Below are 16,048 nucleotides of genomic sequence, written 5' to 3' on the forward strand. Positions count from 1 at the left end.
GCTCCCTTCCGGATCGGGCTGTGTCCACTTCACCATGCCTGCCGTCGGATCGGTTGAGTTTGCCGCCACTAAGCTCTGTGTGGTGTCGTCTCCATCGCCTCGCCCCGTATTGGTCATCGACTTCGGTGCGCAGTATGCCCAACTGATCGCGCGCCGGGTCCGGGAGGCGCGGGTGTTCTCCGAAGTCGTCCCGCACACCGCGACCGTCGAGGAGATCGCCGCGCGTGATCCGCGGGCGATCGTGCTGTCCGGCGGGCCGGCCAGCGTCTACGCCGACGGCGCCCCCCGGCTCGATCCGGCGCTGTTCGACCTCGGCATCCCGGTGTTCGGCATCTGCTACGGATTCCAGGCGATGGCGGCCGCCCTCGGCGGCACCGTCGAGCGCACCGGAACCAGTGAGTACGGCCGCACCGAGCTGAAAGTGTCCGGCGGCGAGCTTCATTCGGGTTTTCCGGCTTCCCAGCCGGTGTGGATGAGTCATGGCGATGCGGTGACCGGGGCACCGGACGGGTTCGCGGTGGTGGCCAGCACCGCGAGCGCTCCGGTGGCCGCGTTCGAGAACCGCGCCCGCCGGCTGGCCGGGGTGCAGTACCACCCGGAGGTGATCCACACCCCCTACGGACAGCGGGTGCTCAGCCGGTTTCTGCACGAGTTCGCCGGTATCGACGCGTCCTGGACACCGGCCAACATCGCCGACGCGCTGATCGCGCAGGTGGGGGAGCAGATCGGTGAGGGACACGCCATCTGCGGGTTGTCCGGTGGGGTGGATTCCGCGGTGGCCGCGGCGCTGGTGCAACGCGCCATCGGGGACCGGCTGACGTGTGTGTTCGTCGACCACGGGCTGTTGCGCGCCGGGGAGCGCGAACAGGTGCAGGAGGACTTCGTCGCCGCCACCGGGGCGAAGCTGGTCACGGTGGACGCCGCCGAGACGTTCCTGGACGCGCTGTCGGGGGTGTCCGATCCCGAGGGCAAGCGAAAGATCATCGGGCGGCAGTTCATTCGCGCCTTCGAGGGTGCGGTGCGAGACACCCTGGTAGACCACGCTTCGGAAGGGGACGTCGAATTCCTGGTGCAGGGCACGCTGTATCCGGACGTGGTGGAATCCGGCGGGGGTACCGGCACCGCGAACATCAAGAGCCACCACAACGTCGGCGGGCTGCCCGATGACCTGAAGTTCGCCCTCGTCGAGCCGTTGCGGCTGCTGTTCAAAGACGAGGTGCGCGCGGTCGGGCGGGAGTTGGGGCTGCCGGAGGAGATCGTTGCGCGCCAACCGTTCCCGGGCCCGGGTCTGGGAATCCGGATCGTCGGTGAGGTGACCGCGGAACGGTTGGCGACGCTGCGCCAGGCCGACGCGATCGCCCGCGAGGAGTTGACCGCCGCCGGTCTGGACCATCAGATCTGGCAGTGCCCGGTGGTGCTGCTGGCCGACATCCGCTCGGTCGGGGTGCAGGGCGACGGCCGCACCTACGGGCATCCGATCGTGCTGCGGCCGGTCTCCAGTGAGGACGCCATGACCGCCGACTGGACCCGGGTGCCCTACGAGGTGCTCGAGCGCATCTCCACCCGGATCACCAACGAGGTGCCCGAGGTCAACCGGGTCGTGCTGGACATCACCAGCAAACCGCCCGGCACCATCGAGTGGGAGTAGATCACCCGTCACTCGCCGCGCTGTGGACACATCCTCCTCAGGTGCCACAGGTGCCGGCCACGGTCGCTGTTGCCCGCCTCTGAGCGACAACCGGGCCGTTGCCGGAGTCCTTCTGACGCGGGGCGGATGTGACGGGCGGGGCGCCTGATCCACCGGGCTTGACGTTTGTCGGTGGGGAAGTGTTCACTCGGGTCAATCGAACACAGTTTCGAATCGATGCGAGGTTTCCCGGAGGCGATCATGACGGCGGCGGTGGAGTTGGGGCGACGTCCTGATGCCCCTGAAAATCGTGTTGAACAGCTGAAACAGCTGCGTCGGCAGATGGCGGCGGTGACCGGGAAGGTGGGCGCCGGGCGGCGGGGGCCCGCCTCGGATACTTCGGTCGCCCCGCCTTCCGAGGCCGTGCTGCCGGTTCCGCCGCTGCTGGCGGGGGTGCTGCCCGCGGGGTTGCCGCGGGGCACCGTGGCGGTGGCCGCGGGGGCCCGCTCGCTGATGCTGGGCATGGTGGCCGCGGTGACGGCCGCCGGCGGCAACGCGGCCATCGTCGGCCAGCCGGACGCCGGGCTGCTGGCCGCCGCGGAGATGGGTGCCGACCTGAGCCGGCTCGCGGTGATCCCCGACCCCGGCAACGATCCGGTGGAGGTGGCCACGGTGCTGATGGACGGCATGGATCTGGTGGTGCTCGGCCTGGGCGGGCGCCGCGTGCCGCCGGCACGCGCTCGGGTGGTGCTGGGCCGGGCTCGCCACCGGGGCTGCGCCCTGCTGATCTGTGACGGTGACTGGCAGGGCGCGGCGCTGCGGCTGGAGGCCCAGGTGAGCGGTTATGAGCTGGCCGGCTCCGCGGGCCCACGAGCCCGGTCGGGGTTCGGGCGGATCGGCGCGGTGCGGTTCGAGGTGCGGGCGCGCGGGGGCGCGGTCGGGCGAACCAGGGCCGGGTAGCGAGTCTTCTCATGGCCGACTCTCGAGTACTGGCACTGTGGTGCATGGACTGGCCCGCGGTCGCCGCGGCGGTCGCGGCGGGCCTGCCGGCCACCGCGCCGATCGCGGTCACCCTGGCCAACCGGGTGATCGCCTGCTCGGCAGGTGCCCGTGCGGCGGGGGTGCGCCGTGGACTGCGGCGCAGAGAGGCTGCGGCCCGCTGCCCACCACTGCACGTGGTGGCCGCCGACACCGATCGCGATGCCCGGTTGTTCGAGCCGGTCCTCGCCGCGGTCGATGAACTGGTGCCGGCTGCCGAGGTGCTGCGGCCCGGCCTGCTGGTGGTGTCGGTGCGCGGCGCGGTCCGGGCCTTCGGTTCCGAGGGGCAAGCCGCCGAACGCCTCGTCGACGCGGTGGCCGCCGCCGATGTCGAATGTCAGGTCGGGATCGCCGATGGGCTCTCCGCCGCGGTGCTCGCAGCCCGCGCCGGCGCCGTGGTGCCGACCGGAGGGGACGCCCGGTTCCTGTCGGCGCTGTCGATCCGGCAGCTGGCCGCCGAGCCCAGCCTGTCCGGCCCCGGACGTGACGGTCTCGTCGACCTGTTGTGGCGGTTGGGGATTCGGACCATAGGGCAGTTCGCCGCGCTACCGCGCCCGGATGTGACATCGCGGTTCGGCGCCGACGCGCTGACCGCCCACCGGTTCGCCCGCGGCGAGCCGGAACGCGGGCCGTCCGGACGCGAGCCCACCCCGGACCTGGACGCCGTGCTGCACTGCGACCCGCCGATCGATCGGGTCGACGCCGCGGCGTTCGCCGGCCGTTCGCTGGCCGGTGTGCTGCACCGCACCCTGATGGCCGCCGGTGTCGGCTGCACCCGGCTGGCCATTCACGCCGTCACCGACACCGGGGAAGAGTTGACCCGGGTGTGGCGGTGCGCCGAGCCGTTGACCGAGGACGCCACCGCCGACCGGGTGCGCTGGCAACTGGACGGCTGGCTGAACAGCCGCGTCACCTCCGACCGGCCCACCGGCCCGGTGACGCTGCTGCGGCTGCAACCGGTGGAGGTGGCATCGGCGACCGAGGCGCTGCAACTACCGCTGTGGGGCGGGCTCGGTGAGGAGGACCGGTTGCGTGCCCGCCGGGCGCTGGTGCGGGTGCAGGGCCTGCTCGGCCCGGAGGCGGTGCGGGTGCCGGTGTTATCCGGTGGTCGCGGCCCGGCCGAGCGCATCACCTTGACCCCGCTGGGGGATGAGCCGGTGCCGCTGGCCGACCCGCGCCAGCCGTGGCCCGGCCGGCTCCCCGAGCCCTCACCGGCGGTGCTGCTCGACGACCCGGTGGAACTGCTTGACGCCGAACGCAACCCGATCCGGGTGACCGGCCGCGGATTGTTCTCCGCCGACCCGGTATGGCTGGTCGCCCGGGGGCGTGACGACCGGCTGCGCTGGTGGGCCGGGCCCTGGCCGGTCGACGAGCGGTGGTGGGATCCGCAGCGCGAAGGCCCGGGGACGGGGCGCACCGCCCGGGTCCAGGCGCTGCTGGACGGTCCGGCCGGGGCGCCCGGTGCGGCGCTGCTGCTGTGCTACCGGTTGCGGCGGTGGTACCTGGAGGGCAGCTATGAGTGAGGAGGCACTCAGCCCAGCCGGCGGGCCAACGCGCCGATTCGCTGCACGAACCGGTCGAAGAACGCAGCCGGGTCGACACCCACGCCGATCAGCGCGTTGGGCTGGCGCGCGTCCCAGTCGGGAATCGTGCGCCCACGCTCCGCGCCGGGGGTGAGCTCGACCCGTATCGCGGCCGGCCGCGTCGTCACCAGGCCGGGTTCCAGCGCGACCGCCGCGGCCAGCGGATCGTGCAGATACGCCAGGTAGCCGTGCCCCCGGGCGTCGTGCGCCTCGAAGTAGAACCGCAGTGCGTCGTCGAGCAACCGGATCACCGGGCTGTCCGTCGGAGCCGGCAGCAGCGCCAGGATCGCCGGGGTGATCGCGATGCGCTGCGTCAGATCCAGTCCGCATACCAGCGGAAGTCGCTGCGGCGCAACAACTGACCATGCCGAGAACACCTCGGCGGCCGCCTCGGGATCGAACCCGATGTTGAACTCGGCCCAGCCGGCGCGCTCGCCGGAGAACGCGCCGCCCATGATCACCAGTCGGCGCAGCAGCGTGGGCAGTGCGGGCTCGGCCCGCAGTGCCAGCGCCAGGTTGGTCAGCGGGCCGGTCGCCAGCCCGATCAGCCGCCCGGGGTGTTCCCGCGCGGCGGCGACCCACGCCGCGGCGGCGTCGTATCCGGTGAGCCGGCCGCTGCCCGGCGGTAGCTCGGCATACCCCAGCCCCTGCGGCCCGTGAATGGCCTCCGCGGTGCGGACCGGTCCGTTCAGCGGCGCGTCGGCGCCCCGCGACACCGGGATGCCGGTCGCCCCGCACAACTCCAGCAGCGCCAGGTTGTTGCGGCAGACCTGTTGCACCGCAACGTTTCCCCCGGTCGCTGTCAGACCCACCAGCCGGGCCTGCGGGTCGGCCAGCAGGTAGACCAGTGCAACGGCGTCATCGACTCCGGTGTCGACGTCGGCGAAGACCGGCAGCGTCACGACCGCACGATCACCAGTACACGCCCGGCACCAGCCGGACCGCCCGCTTGACCGGGCGTGGCACCCGCACCCCGGTGATCGCCCGAGCCGGCCGCTTCGGCCTGCGGGAGGACTGCCGAGGCGGTTGCTCCGCAGCGGCGGGCGCCAGGCCGCGTGCGGCGGCCGAGTCCGGGTAACCCAGGTAGAGCTGGTGCAGCAGCCGGCGCGCCAGCCGCGGGGCGATGTAGTTGCCCGCCTCGGCCAGGGTGCCCAGCGGGGTGTCGATCCGGTCCGGCTTCTCGATCAGACCGCGCACCACCATGGCGGCCGCATGCTCGGCGCTGATCGCCCCCATCGGAACCAGCTTGCCCGTCGGCGCGATCATCGGGGTGGCCACCAACGGCATGTGGATGGTGGTGAAGGTGACGTGGTCCGACAGCGTCTCGGTCGACACCACATCGGCGAACGCGTCCAGTGCGGCCTTGGTGGGCACATAGGCGCTGTAGCGGGGACTGTGCGCCAGCACCCCTTCGCTGGAGACGTTGACGACGTGGCCGAACCGGCGTTCCCGCCAGTGCGGCAGCAGCGCCAGCACCATCCGCACCGCACCGAAGTAGTTGACCGCCATGGTGCGCTCGTAGTCGTGCAACCGGTCGGTGGAGCTGGACACCGATCGGCGGATCGACCGGCCGGCGTTGTTCACCAGGTAGTCGACGTGGTCGAACCGGCCCAGGATGTCCTTGACGGTGTGCTCCACCGAGGCCGAATCGGTGACGTCGCAGCTGAACGCGTGGGCCTGCCCGCCCGCGGCGCGGATCTCGGTCACCAACTCATCCAGTGCCGCACCGCTGCGGGCCAGGGCGAAGACCACCCCGCCGCGCTCGGCGACGGCGATCGCCGAGGCCCGGCCGATGCCGCTGGACGCCCCGGTGATGACGACGTGCCGGCCGACCAGCGGTCCGGCCGGATCGTCGCGGCGGGCGCGGTCGGGATCCAGCTGCTGCGCCCAGTATCGCCACAGCCGTGGCGCGTACGCACCGAACTGCGGAACTTCGACGCCGGTGCCGCGCAACGCCTCCCGGGTGGCCTCGGCGACGAACGTCGGCCGCAGGTTCACCAGGTCGAGCACCTCGGCGGGCAGGCCCAGCTGGGTGGCGACCATGTTGCGCCACACCCGTGCCCGGCCGCCGACGTTGAGCACCGGGGTCGCCACCGCCCCGGGCAGTTTGGCGCGCAGCGGCGGCAACCCCGCCTCGGCCGCGACGGCCCGGTAGATGTCCGGCAGCCCAATCGATTTCGGTGCTGTCAGGTGGAAGGTGCGCCCGTCCCAGGACGGTGAGCCGTCGGCGTGCATCAACTCGACGAGCGCGTCGACCACGTAGTCGACCGGGACGACGTTGGTGCGTCCGGTGTCGGGCAGGGCCATCGGGGTGAGCCGGGGTAGCGCCGCCAGCTTGGCCAGCAGCGGGAAGAAGTAGTAGGGACCGTCGATCTTGTCCATCTCGCCGGTGCGCGAATCGCCCACCACCACCGCCGGTCGATACACCCGGTAGCGCAGCCCCGGCGTCGAGCGCACCAGCGCTTCGGCCTCGAACTTGGTCTGGTGATACGGCGTCGGCAGCGCCTGGCCGATGTCGAAGTCGTCCTCGGTGAACTCGCCGGGGTAATCGCCGGCCACCGCGATCGACGACACGTGCGCCAACGTGGCATCGAGCCGCTTCGCCAGCCCGATCACCGCGCGGGTGCCCTCGACGTTGGCCGCCTGCTGTTCGGCCGCGCCGGCGGTGATGTCGTAGATCGCCGCACAGTGCAGCACGTGATCGATGCGGCCGAGCTCCTCGATCACCGTGTCGGTCAACCCGAGGTTCTCCGCCGTCAGATCGCCGACCAGTGGTTTTACCCGCTCGTCCCAGGCCTGGCCGGGTTGCGAGGCCAGCGCCTCGAAGCGGCCCAGCGACTCGCGGCGCACCAGCACCCACACTTGGGCGCCGGGTCTGGTCGCCAGCAGACGGGACACCGCCCGTCGCCCGATGAATCCGGTACCGCCGGTAACGACATAGCGCATTCGGTCATGGTGGCCTGTCGCGGCCACCACGTCAACCGTGGGCTCAGAACGCGCGAATTCCGTCCCAGTCCACCAGCTTCCAGCCGGTGCCCGGGCTGCCCTTGATCACCACCCGGCCGATGTTGGGCAGTGGGTGGTCGGTCATCAGCCCGTCGCGCGGGTTCCTGACGTTCATCAGCGTCCACGCCATGATCGACGCCGAGTGCGAGAACGCCACCGGATTGGCGTCTCCGCTGTCGTAGATCCGCCGCACCGCGGCGCTGAACTCGTCGTTGAACTGGTTGCCGTCGATCGAGCCCGGTATGGTCGCGGTCCGGTCACCGCCGACCCAAGCCCGCGGGGCGAGCAGATAGGTCGCGTTGACCACCGTGTTCTCCTTGTCGGCGAACCAGCCCGCGTCGATCTCCCGCAACCCGGGCAGGATCTGCACCTGACGGCCGAGCTCGCGCGCCAGCGGCGCGGCGGTCTGCTGGCTGCGCGCCATCGACGAGGCGTACACCCCGTCGTAGTGGTTGCGCGACAACTGATCCACGATCTCCTGCGCCTGGGCACGGCCCTTCTCGGTCAGCCCCGGGCCGGGCACCGTGGTGTCGATGATGCCGGCGGCGTTGGCCTCCGATTCGGCGTGGCGGATCAACGTCAAAGTGATGGTGCGGGTATGCGGTGTCCCCGAACAACCCCCGAGCACCAGGGCTGCGGCGAGGACGGCGGCCAACATTGCGAACACCGTGCCGGTGCGGTTCCAGATGCGCTTCCCCATGGCGACAGCCTGCCGTGTCGGCGGTACCGCCGGGGCCGGTTCTGCTGAAATGGTGAGGCGAATCCACCTCCATCGCGGTAAGGAGAACCCATGGCACTGGATCCGACAGCCGTCGGCGCGACCACCGACCCGGTACTGGTCGAATGGACCGATCGCGACACCATGCTGTATGCGCTCGGCGTCGGCGCCGGGACAGCCGACCTGGCGTTCACCACCGAGAACAGTCATGACATCCCCCAGCAGGTGCTGCCCACCTTTGCCGTCGTCTGCTGTATGGGCTTTGCGGCCGCCGGCAAGATCGGCACCTTCAACCCGGCGTTGCTGCTGCACGGCTCCCAGCAGGTGCGGCTGTTGGCGCCGCTGCCGGCCGCCGGAAGCCTGCAGGTGGTCGCCGAGGTCGCCGACATCCAGGACAAGGGGGAGGGCAAGAATGCCGTGGTGATGCTGCGGGCGCGCGGCACCGACCCCAAGACCGCCGAACCGGTCGCCGAGACGCTGACCACCCTGGTCATCCGCAAGGCCGGGGGTTTCGGCGGGGAGCCGGGGCAGCGCCCGGTCGCTCCGCAGCTACCGGATTCCGAGCCGGATGCGCGGGTGGCCTATGCGACCCGCGAGGACCAGGCGCTGCTCTACCGGCTCTCCGGCGACCGCAACCCGTTGCACAGCGACCCGTGGTTCGCCACCACGCTGGCCGGTTTCCCCAAGCCGATCCTGCACGGGCTGTGCAGCTACGGCTTCGCCGGCCGGGCGCTGGTCGCCGAACTCGGCGGCGGCGACGCCGATCGGGTCACCGCGATCACCGCACGGTTCACCGAACCGGTGTTCCCCGGCGAGACGCTGACCACCTCGATCTGGCGGACCGAGCCGGGTAGGGCGGTGTTCCGCACCGAGGCCACCGGTCCCGATGGCGCCGACCCGCGGGTGGTGCTCGACGACGGCGCCGCCGAGTACCGGGCCTGACCGCCCTTTGGGACTTCCGTCCCTTCCGCTGCGTCACGGGTCTTGATCGGATGTGGCCATGGACGCGTATACGGTCGCAGCGAACGCGGAGATAGGCAGTGAGTATCTGGAGTTCCCGGAGCTCGACGACCGTGACTTTCAGCGGCTGGCCCACGCCCGCGTCGGCAAGCTCACCAAGATGTTCATGCCGTCGAATCACCCGCCGGTGCTGGAGCTGATGGTCTCGATCTGGGTGGACGGCCTGGCCACCGGGCTGCGGATGGCGGGCGAGGACGCTTAGGGTCGCACCGGGTTACGGCCGCGGTGGCCGCAGCACCTTCATCGCGAGTCGCATCAGCGGATCGGGGATCCGGTCCTGCATCGCCAGCGCGGCGCCGGCCGCGCGGGTACGCAACGGGGCGCCGCGGCCGAACATCCGGTTCAGCGGACCGCCGGACGGCTCGATCTCGACATGCAGCGGCGGAGCGCCCTCCGAGGCGCCCAGCGCCTGGGAGATCACGATCCGCTGTATCTCACTGGTGCCCTCGAAAATGGTGTACAACTTGGCGTCCCGATACCACTTCTCCACCGGGTGATCGGTGATGTAGCCCCAGCCGCCGAGGGTCTGAACGGCACGCTCGGTGGCCCGCACCGCGACCTCACTGGCCGCCAGCTTCGACATCGACCCCTCACCGCGGCCGAATGCGATCCCGTTGGCCGCCATCCACGACGCCCGCCAGGTCAACAGGCGCGCGGCGTCGATCGCGGTGGCCAGCTCGGCCAGCGGAAAGGCGATACCCTGATTGTCGATGATCGGTCCGCCGAAGGCGACCCGGCGGGTGGCGTAGCCGGTGGCGTATTCCATTGCGGCGCGGGCAATCCCGATGGCCTGCGCGGCGACCATCGGCCGGGTCTGCTCAAAGGTGCTCAACGTCGCCGACCTGGCCGGGGTGCCGCCGGCGGCGGCTTCGCGAGCCTTGGCGAGCTTGTGGTCGAGTTTCTCCTGCCCGCCCAGCAGATTGGCCTGCGGCACCCGGACGCGATCGAAACGCAACTCGGCGGTGTGTGAGGCCCGGCAGCCCAGTTTGTCGAGTTTGCGCACCAACTCCAGGCCGGGGGTGCCGCCGGCCACGATGAACAACGCCTGCCCGCGATGACCGAGGTCTTCGTCCACGACGGCATTGACCACGTGCACGTCGGCGATGCCGCCGTTGCCGATCCACATCTTGTGCCCGTCGATCACCCAGTCGTCGCCGTCGCGGCGGGCCGTGGTGCGCAGGTTGCGCACGTCGCTGCCGCCCTCGGGCTCGGAGATCGCCAGGGCCGCGAGTTTGAGGTCACCGGGCGTGCCGAAGCATTCCGGCGCCCACTGCAGCAGCTGTTCTGGGGAGGCGGCCTGACCGATCGCCGAGAGCGCCAGCGCCGGCATCACGATCGCCAACCCGATTCCGGCGCAACCCCAGAACAGCTCCTCCATGAACATCGGCATCGACAGGCCCGTCGAGTCCCCGATCAGATCCCGGTAGAACAACGGGCTGTAGAAACCCTGCTGGGCGGCTTCCTCCAGCACCGGCCACGGGAATTCCTGCCGCTGGTCGTAGTCGAGGGCGACCGGACGGATGACGGACTCGGCGAACTGATGGGTGCGCCGCGCCAGATCGTGCTGCGCCGCGGTCGGCCTGAGATCGAAGGTCATGGACGGGAGTTGCCCGTTCGCCGATCGGCCAAACGTCGGCCTACCCGGCGCCGAGCCTGCCGGCCAGCCGCGCGGTGAACTCGACGACCCGGGCAGGGCTGTCCAGTGCGAACCGGGCCGCGGTGGCGCGGTCGCCATCGTCGCTGTGCCGCACCAGGATTCCGGCGCCCGCCAGATCGGCGACCGCGTCGAACGCGTCCTCGTCGGTGATGTCGTCGCCGAGGAACAGCGGTGTCACCGTGCCCAGCCGCTCCAGAATCCAGTGCAGCGTGCGGCCCTTGTCCCAGTCGATCTCCGGGCGCAACTCGATCACCTCGCGACCGGTCGTCACCCGCAGCCCCAACCGCCGCCCGGCGTCGCGCACCGCCGCCATCACCTCGCCGACCCGATCCCGGGCCGCGTTGCGGTAGTGCACCGCGACGGCGAATCGCTTGTGCTCCACCACGACTCCGGGTATCGGCCCGATCTGCTCGCGCAGCGACGCGGCGGCACCGGCCAGCACCGGCACCGCGTCGGCGGCGGCGTCGTTCTGGTGGTGGGCGCCGTCGGGCCCGGTCAGCTCGAAGCCGTGACTGCCCGCATACCAGATCCCGGCCAGGCCCATCCGCGCCCGCACGTCGTCCAGATCCCGGCCGGACAGCACCGCGACCGGGCAGCGGGCGGCCAACGCGGCCAACGCATCCACCGCACCGGCGACCGGCCGGGCCGCCTCGGGGTCCTCGACGATGTCCGACAGCGTGCCGTCGAAGTCGAAGAACACCGCCGGGTGGGTGAGCTCGCTCAGCTCCGTCGCGGTCATCGCGTCGGCCAGCGACGACATCGGCCGGTCGCCGGTGCGCACCACAACCTGGTCCGAGTCGGCCACCGCCGCGTCGGCGCCGTCAAACCCGACGCCGATCACCAGTGCGAAACCGGCACTGCGCGCAGTGCTTACGTCCGATTCGGCGTCGGTGAGCACCACACACCGGCCCGGCCGCACCCCCAGTTCGGCGGCCGCGGAGACCAGCTCGGCACTCGAGGCCAGCGGGCGAGCCCGCACCCCGGCCTGCTGCAGCCGCTCGGTCAGGGCCTTGGCCAGTGCTTCAGCGTCGTCATCGAGGCAGAGCAGCACCGCGTCGTGCCGGCGTGGGTCGATCGTGACGGACAACGTGCCGACCGCCTTCCTTGGAGTTGAACGATGGCTGGTCACCACCGTGTCACACCGCTTAGCGTGGAGGGGTGAACCCTGCAATCCTGGTCGGTGTCGACGGATCGCCGTCGTCGAACACCGCGGTCGAATGGGCGGCCCGCGCCGCCGCCCTGCACAACGTCCCGCTGACGCTGGTCCACGTGCTGGCCCCGCCGGTGGTGATGACGTTCCCCGAGACCCCGATGCCGCCGGGCTACACCGAGTGGCAGCAGGAGCAGGGCGAACGCCACCTGCGGGAAGCCGTCGCCATCGCCGAGGCGCCGGGCGAAACGCTGCGGATCGACGCCCGGATCGTGGTGGGGTCGACGGTTCCGATGCTGGTGGACGCCACCCGCGACGCCGCCATGCTGGTGGTCGGGTCCCGCGGCCACGGGTTGCTGCGGCGCAGCCTGCTCGGCTCGGTCAGCTCGTCACTGGTCCGCCACGCGCACTGCCCGGTGGTGGTCATCCACGAACCGCACCCCGACAGCGACCCGCACCCCGACACCGCACCGGTGGTGGTCGGTATCGACGGCTCCCCGGTGTCGGAGGCCGCCACCGAACTGGCGTTCGCGGAGGCGTCGTTGCGGCGGGTGGAACTCGTGGCGGTGTACGCCTGGCACGACAGCGGCATGCTGGATTTCCCCGGCATCGACCTGGCCGCGATGGCATCGGACGGGGAGTTGGCCCTGGCTGAGCGGCTGGCGGGCTGGCGGGAGCGCTATCCCGACGTCACGGTGCGCCGCGTGGTGGTCTGTGACCGGCCGGCCGACCAACTCATCGAGCAGTCGAAGCAGGCCCAGCTGGTGGTGGTGGGCAGCCACGGCCGTGGCGGCTTCACCGGCATGCTGCTGGGGTCGGTGAGCCAGGCGGTGGTGCAGTCAGCGCACGCGCCGGTGCTCGTCGTCCGCCCGGAGAGGTGACGGCCGCGGTCAGCCGCGGCCGACGGACACCGGGGTCGGCGCAACCTGCTGGGCGACCGGGCTGGGCCGGGACCACACTCGCTGCGGCCACCAGAACCAGCGGCCCAGCAGCGCCGCGATCGACGGCGTCATGAACGAGCGGATCACCAGGGTGTCGATGATCAGGCCCAGACCGATGGTGGAGCCCACCTGACCGATCACCCGCAGGTCGGAGACCAGCATTGACATCATGGTGAACGCGAACACCAGACCCGCCGAGGTGACCACCGAGCCACTGCCGCCCATGGCGCGGATGATGCCCGTCTTGAGCCCGCCGTGCATCTCCTCCTTCATTCGGGAGACCAGCAGCAGGTTGTAGTCCGAACCCACCGCCAACAGGATGATCACGCTCATCGCCAGCACCATCCAGTGCAGATGCAGCCCGATGATGTGCTGCCAGACCAGCACCGAGATCCCGAACGAGGTGCCCAGGGAGAGCAGCACGGTGCCGACGATCACCGCCGAGGCCACGATCGCCCGGGTGATCAGCAGCATGATGATGAAGATCAGGCACAGCGAGGCGATGCCCGCGATCATCAGGTCCCACGCCGACCCGTCCTTCATGTCCTTGAACACCGACGCGGTGCCGGCCAGGTACACCCGCGAACCCTCCAGCGGGGTGCCCTTGAGTGCCTCGTGTACGGCGTGCTTGATCGGCTCGATGTGGCTGACGCCCTCCGGGGACATCGGGTCGCCCTCGTGGGAGATGATGAACCGCACCGCATGCCCGTCCGGGGACAGGAACATCTTCATGCCGCGCTTGAAGTCGGGGTTGTCGAACGCTTCGGGCGGCAGATAGAACGAGTCGTCGTTCTTGGAGTCGTCGAACGCCTTGCCCATGGCGTTCTGGCCCTCCATCATCTTCTCCATCTGCAGCTGCAGGCCCTCCATGGTGGACTGCATCTTCAGCTGGGTGGTCCGCATGTTTTCCATGGTCTCGATCATCGGCGGCATGATCTCGAGCATCCGGGGCATCAGCCGGTCGAGGTTGTCGATGTCGGGCAGCACCTTCTCGAAATCCTCGGTCATCTGGTCGAGGCCGTCCATCACGTCGAAGATCGACCGGATCGACCAGCAGATCGGGATGTCGAAACAGTGCGGCTCCCAATAGAAGTAGCTGCGCATCGGGCGCCACATGTCGTCGAAGTCGGCGATCGCGTCACGCATCCGCTGGATGTCGTCGAGCATGGTGTGCATTTTGGTGGCCATGCTGTGGGTGGTCGCCGACATCTCGCGCGTGACCTCGAGCATCTCCTTCATGCTGTTGACCGAGACCTGCATGTCCTCACCCATTTTCAGCATGTTGCGCATGCTGTCGAGCTGGTATTTCATGTTGAGCTGCTGGGTGGTGCCCTGCATGCTGATTGCGAACGGGATCGTGGTGTGTTCGATCGGCGTGCCCAGCGGCCGGGTGATGGTCTGCACCCGTCCGACGCCCGATACCTCGAACACCCGCTTGGCGATCCGGTTGATGACCAGGAAATCGGCCGGGTTGCGCAGGTCGTGGTCGGACTCGATCATCAGCAGTTCCGGATTCATCCGGGCCTGCGAGAAGTGCCGGTCCGCGGCGGCGTAGCCGATGTTGGCCGGCACGTAGTCCGGCATGTACACCCGGTCGTTGTAGTTGGTCTCATACCCCGGCAGGGTGAGCAGCCCGACCAGGCAGACCCCGGTGGTGGCCACCAGCACCGGCCCCGGCCAGCGCACGATCATCGCGCCGAGCCGCCGCCACGCGCGGATCCGCATCGCCCGCTTGGGCTCGAGCATCCCGAACCGGCTGGCCACTGCCACCACTGCGGCACCGAAGGTCAAGGCCGCGAACGTCACCACCACCATGCCGATGGCCAGCGGGATACCCAGTGACTTGAAGTAGGGCAATCGGGTGAACGACAGGCAGAAGGTCGCGCCGGCAATGGTCAGCCCCGAGCCCAGGATCACGTGCGCGGTGCCGTGATACATGGTGTGGAAGGCCGACTCCTTGTCCTCGCCGAGCGACCGCGCCTCCTGATAGCGGCCGAGCAGGAAGATCGCGTAGTCCGTCGAGGCGGCGATGGCCAGCGTCACCAGCAGGTTCACCGCGAACGTCGACAGCCCGATGATGTTGTAGAAGCCGAGCACGGCCACGATGCCGCGCGCGGCGCTCAACTCGAACACCACCATGCCCAGCACCAGCAGCACCGTGCCGATCGACCGGTAGAAATTCAGCAGCATCACGATGATCACCACGAACGTCAGTGCGGTGATGATCTTCAGGCTCTTGTCGCCGGCGATGTGTTGATCGGCATTGAGCGCCGACGGCCCGGTGACATAGGCCTGCACCCCTTGGGGTGCCGGGGTGTCGGCGATGATCTGCTGGACGGCCTGGACCGACTCGTTGGCCAGCGTCTCGCCCATGTTGCCGGCGAGGTACACCTGCACGTAGGCGGCCTTGCCGTCCGGGCTCTGCGACCCCGCCGCGGTCAGCGGGTCACTCCAGAAGTCCTGGATGTGCTCAACGTGCTCGGTGTCGGCCGCCATCTTGGCGACCAGCTCGTCGTAGTACTTGTGCGCCTCATCGCCGAGCGGCTGGTCGCCTTCGAGCACCACCATCGCCGAGCTGTCCGACTTGAACTCGTCGAAGGTCTTGCCGATGCGCATCATCGAGATCATCGACGGGGCGTCTTTGGGACTCATCGACACCGCGCGCATCGCCCCGACCTCGTCGAGTTGCGGCACGATGACGTTCACCACCACGGTGATGCCCACCCAGATCAGAATGATCGGCACCGCCAGCCGGCGGATCCATGTCGCGATGGCGCCGCGGTGCGGCGGCTGCGCCGTCGGCAGCGTGTCGGTCGGGGTGTCGTCGCTGAGGTGTTTGCTCATCCTGATTTCACAATGCAGAAGGTCTGGGCGCTCACGGGGCTGCTGGAGACGCGTTCGTCCTTGAGCTCGCCGTCGATGGTGACCCGGCAGCCGATGGTGCTGCCATCACCTTGCGCGACGATGTTGGGGCTCACCGCCGGGTTGGTGGTCGACAGGGTCAGCGACCACGGCAGGCTGGCGCCGTCGACCCGCTGCGGTGTTGCCTCCAGGTCCAGGTAGTTGATGTCGGCGTACGTCCCGTCCGGGCTGAAGATGTCGTAGACCACCACCTTGGGGTGGAACGGCTTGGTGTCCTCGAACGGGACGGCGCTGCTGCCGCTGTCATCACCGCCGAAATAGCCGCGAATGCGATGCACGACGAACCCCCCCACCAAGAGAACCATCACGATGAGCAGGGGTAACCACGCGCGTCTGACAACGCCGAACATGAAAGCAGTGGGCCTTTCGCATCGTGTCGGAACCTG

General features: G+C 69.9%; 13 protein-coding genes. 6 read left to right on the top strand and 7 right to left on the bottom strand.

Annotated elements, in window-relative coordinates; all coding sequences use genetic code 11:
- The first annotated feature begins 82 nt into the window (after nucleotides 1–82).
- The 3 genes from guaA (at nucleotide 83) to AWC24_RS06700 (ending at nucleotide 4,188) form a co-directional block, all read left to right on the top strand.
- The gene (guaA, locus tag AWC24_RS06690) at nucleotides 83–1,648 is read left to right on the top strand and encodes a glutamine-hydrolyzing GMP synthase (protein WP_085083216.1); all 1,566 of its coding nucleotides are present in this window, start codon (nucleotides 83–85) and stop codon (nucleotides 1,646–1,648) included.
- Between the two features lie 240 nt (nucleotides 1,649–1,888).
- Nucleotides 1,889–2,587 (top strand): DnaE2-dependent mutagenesis accessory factor ImuA', encoded by a 699-nt coding sequence (gene imuA' / locus AWC24_RS06695; RefSeq protein ID WP_085083302.1) that lies wholly within the window; start codon nucleotides 1,889–1,891, stop codon nucleotides 2,585–2,587.
- A gap of 11 nt (nucleotides 2,588–2,598) precedes the next feature.
- Complete coding sequence (locus AWC24_RS06700; protein ID WP_085083220.1) at nucleotides 2,599–4,188, top strand: DNA polymerase Y family protein; 1,590 nt, start codon at nucleotides 2,599–2,601, stop codon at nucleotides 4,186–4,188.
- Between the two features lie 8 nt (nucleotides 4,189–4,196).
- Here the strand turns inward: AWC24_RS06700 and AWC24_RS06705 are convergent, their stop codons facing one another.
- Genes AWC24_RS06705 through AWC24_RS06715 form a run of 3 tightly spaced genes read right to left on the bottom strand, consistent with a single transcriptional unit; the run spans nucleotide 4,197 to nucleotide 7,954 of the window.
- Nucleotides 4,197–5,150, bottom strand: a complete 954-nt coding sequence (locus AWC24_RS06705; RefSeq protein ID WP_085083222.1) for a nucleoside hydrolase — start codon at nucleotides 5,148–5,150, stop codon at nucleotides 4,197–4,199.
- Between the two features lie 10 nt (nucleotides 5,151–5,160).
- Nucleotides 5,161–7,194, bottom strand: a complete 2,034-nt coding sequence (locus AWC24_RS06710) for an SDR family oxidoreductase (protein ID WP_085083224.1) — start codon at nucleotides 7,192–7,194, stop codon at nucleotides 5,161–5,163.
- 43 nt (nucleotides 7,195–7,237) lie between these two features.
- On the bottom strand, nucleotides 7,238–7,954 hold the full coding sequence (locus AWC24_RS06715; protein ID WP_085083226.1) for a histidine phosphatase family protein: 717 nt from the start codon (nucleotides 7,952–7,954) through the stop codon (nucleotides 7,238–7,240).
- Between the two features lie 90 nt (nucleotides 7,955–8,044).
- Between AWC24_RS06715 and AWC24_RS06720 the strand changes: the two genes are divergently transcribed.
- Together AWC24_RS06720 and AWC24_RS06725 are read left to right on the top strand one after the other, a co-directional pair.
- On the top strand, nucleotides 8,045–8,914 hold the full coding sequence (locus tag AWC24_RS06720) for a MaoC/PaaZ C-terminal domain-containing protein (protein WP_085083228.1): 870 nt from the start codon (nucleotides 8,045–8,047) through the stop codon (nucleotides 8,912–8,914).
- A 58-nt stretch (nucleotides 8,915–8,972) separates the two neighbouring features.
- On the top strand, nucleotides 8,973–9,194 hold the full coding sequence (locus AWC24_RS06725) for a hypothetical protein (RefSeq protein ID WP_085083230.1): 222 nt from the start codon (nucleotides 8,973–8,975) through the stop codon (nucleotides 9,192–9,194).
- A 12-nt stretch (nucleotides 9,195–9,206) separates the two neighbouring features.
- Here AWC24_RS06725 and AWC24_RS06730 read toward each other — a convergent pair whose 3' ends face one another.
- Both AWC24_RS06730 and otsB read right to left on the bottom strand, forming a co-directional pair.
- The gene (locus AWC24_RS06730) at nucleotides 9,207–10,589 is read right to left on the bottom strand and encodes an acyl-CoA dehydrogenase family protein (RefSeq protein ID WP_085083232.1); all 1,383 of its coding nucleotides are present in this window, start codon (nucleotides 10,587–10,589) and stop codon (nucleotides 9,207–9,209) included.
- A 40-nt stretch (nucleotides 10,590–10,629) separates the two neighbouring features.
- Nucleotides 10,630–11,736 carry a trehalose-phosphatase gene (gene otsB, locus AWC24_RS06735; RefSeq protein ID WP_085083234.1) on the bottom strand — a complete coding sequence of 369 codons (1,107 nt, stop codon included), beginning with the start codon at nucleotides 11,734–11,736 and terminating at the stop codon, nucleotides 10,630–10,632.
- Nucleotides 11,737–11,807: 71 nt separating this feature from the next.
- Here otsB and AWC24_RS06740 point away from each other — a divergent pair, with 71 nt between their 5' ends.
- Nucleotides 11,808–12,680, top strand: a complete 873-nt coding sequence (locus tag AWC24_RS06740) for a universal stress protein (protein ID WP_085083236.1) — start codon at nucleotides 11,808–11,810, stop codon at nucleotides 12,678–12,680.
- Nucleotides 12,681–12,689: 9 nt separating this feature from the next.
- On the opposite strand, the gene AWC24_RS06745 is transcribed toward AWC24_RS06740, so the two are convergent.
- Nucleotides 12,690–15,584, bottom strand: coding sequence for an MMPL/RND family transporter (locus AWC24_RS06745; RefSeq protein ID WP_085083238.1), 2,895 nt, complete (start codon nucleotides 15,582–15,584; stop codon nucleotides 12,690–12,692).
- Nucleotides 15,581–16,012 (bottom strand): MmpS family transport accessory protein, encoded by a 432-nt coding sequence (locus AWC24_RS06750; protein ID WP_085083240.1) that lies wholly within the window; start codon nucleotides 16,010–16,012, stop codon nucleotides 15,581–15,583. The genes AWC24_RS06745 and AWC24_RS06750 overlap by 4 nt, the downstream gene beginning before the upstream one ends.
- Nucleotides 16,013–16,048 lie beyond the last annotated feature (36 nt).

It is taken from the genome of Mycolicibacter senuensis (assembly GCF_002101885.1).
Lineage (GTDB): Bacteria > Actinomycetota > Actinomycetes > Mycobacteriales > Mycobacteriaceae > Mycobacterium > Mycobacterium senuense.

Coding starts and splice junctions, on each gene's coding strand:
- imuA' (WP_085083302.1), top strand. CDS start 1,889: ATGACGGCGGCGGTGGAGTTGGGGCGACGTCCTGATGCCCCTGAAAAT.
- AWC24_RS06700 (WP_085083220.1), top strand. CDS start 2,599: ATGGCCGACTCTCGAGTACTGGCACTGTGGTGCATGGACTGGCCCGCG.
- AWC24_RS06710 (WP_085083224.1), bottom strand. CDS start 7,194: ATGCGCTATGTCGTTACCGGCGGTACCGGATTCATCGGGCGACGGGCG.
- AWC24_RS06715 (WP_085083226.1), bottom strand. CDS start 7,954: ATGGGGAAGCGCATCTGGAACCGCACCGGCACGGTGTTCGCAATGTTG.
- AWC24_RS06720 (WP_085083228.1), top strand. CDS start 8,045: ATGGCACTGGATCCGACAGCCGTCGGCGCGACCACCGACCCGGTACTG.
- AWC24_RS06725 (WP_085083230.1), top strand. CDS start 8,973: ATGGACGCGTATACGGTCGCAGCGAACGCGGAGATAGGCAGTGAGTAT.
- AWC24_RS06730 (WP_085083232.1), bottom strand. CDS start 10,589: ATGACCTTCGATCTCAGGCCGACCGCGGCGCAGCACGATCTGGCGCGG.
- AWC24_RS06745 (WP_085083238.1), bottom strand. CDS start 15,584: ATGAGCAAACACCTCAGCGACGACACCCCGACCGACACGCTGCCGACG.
- AWC24_RS06750 (WP_085083240.1), bottom strand. CDS start 16,012: ATGTTCGGCGTTGTCAGACGCGCGTGGTTACCCCTGCTCATCGTGATG.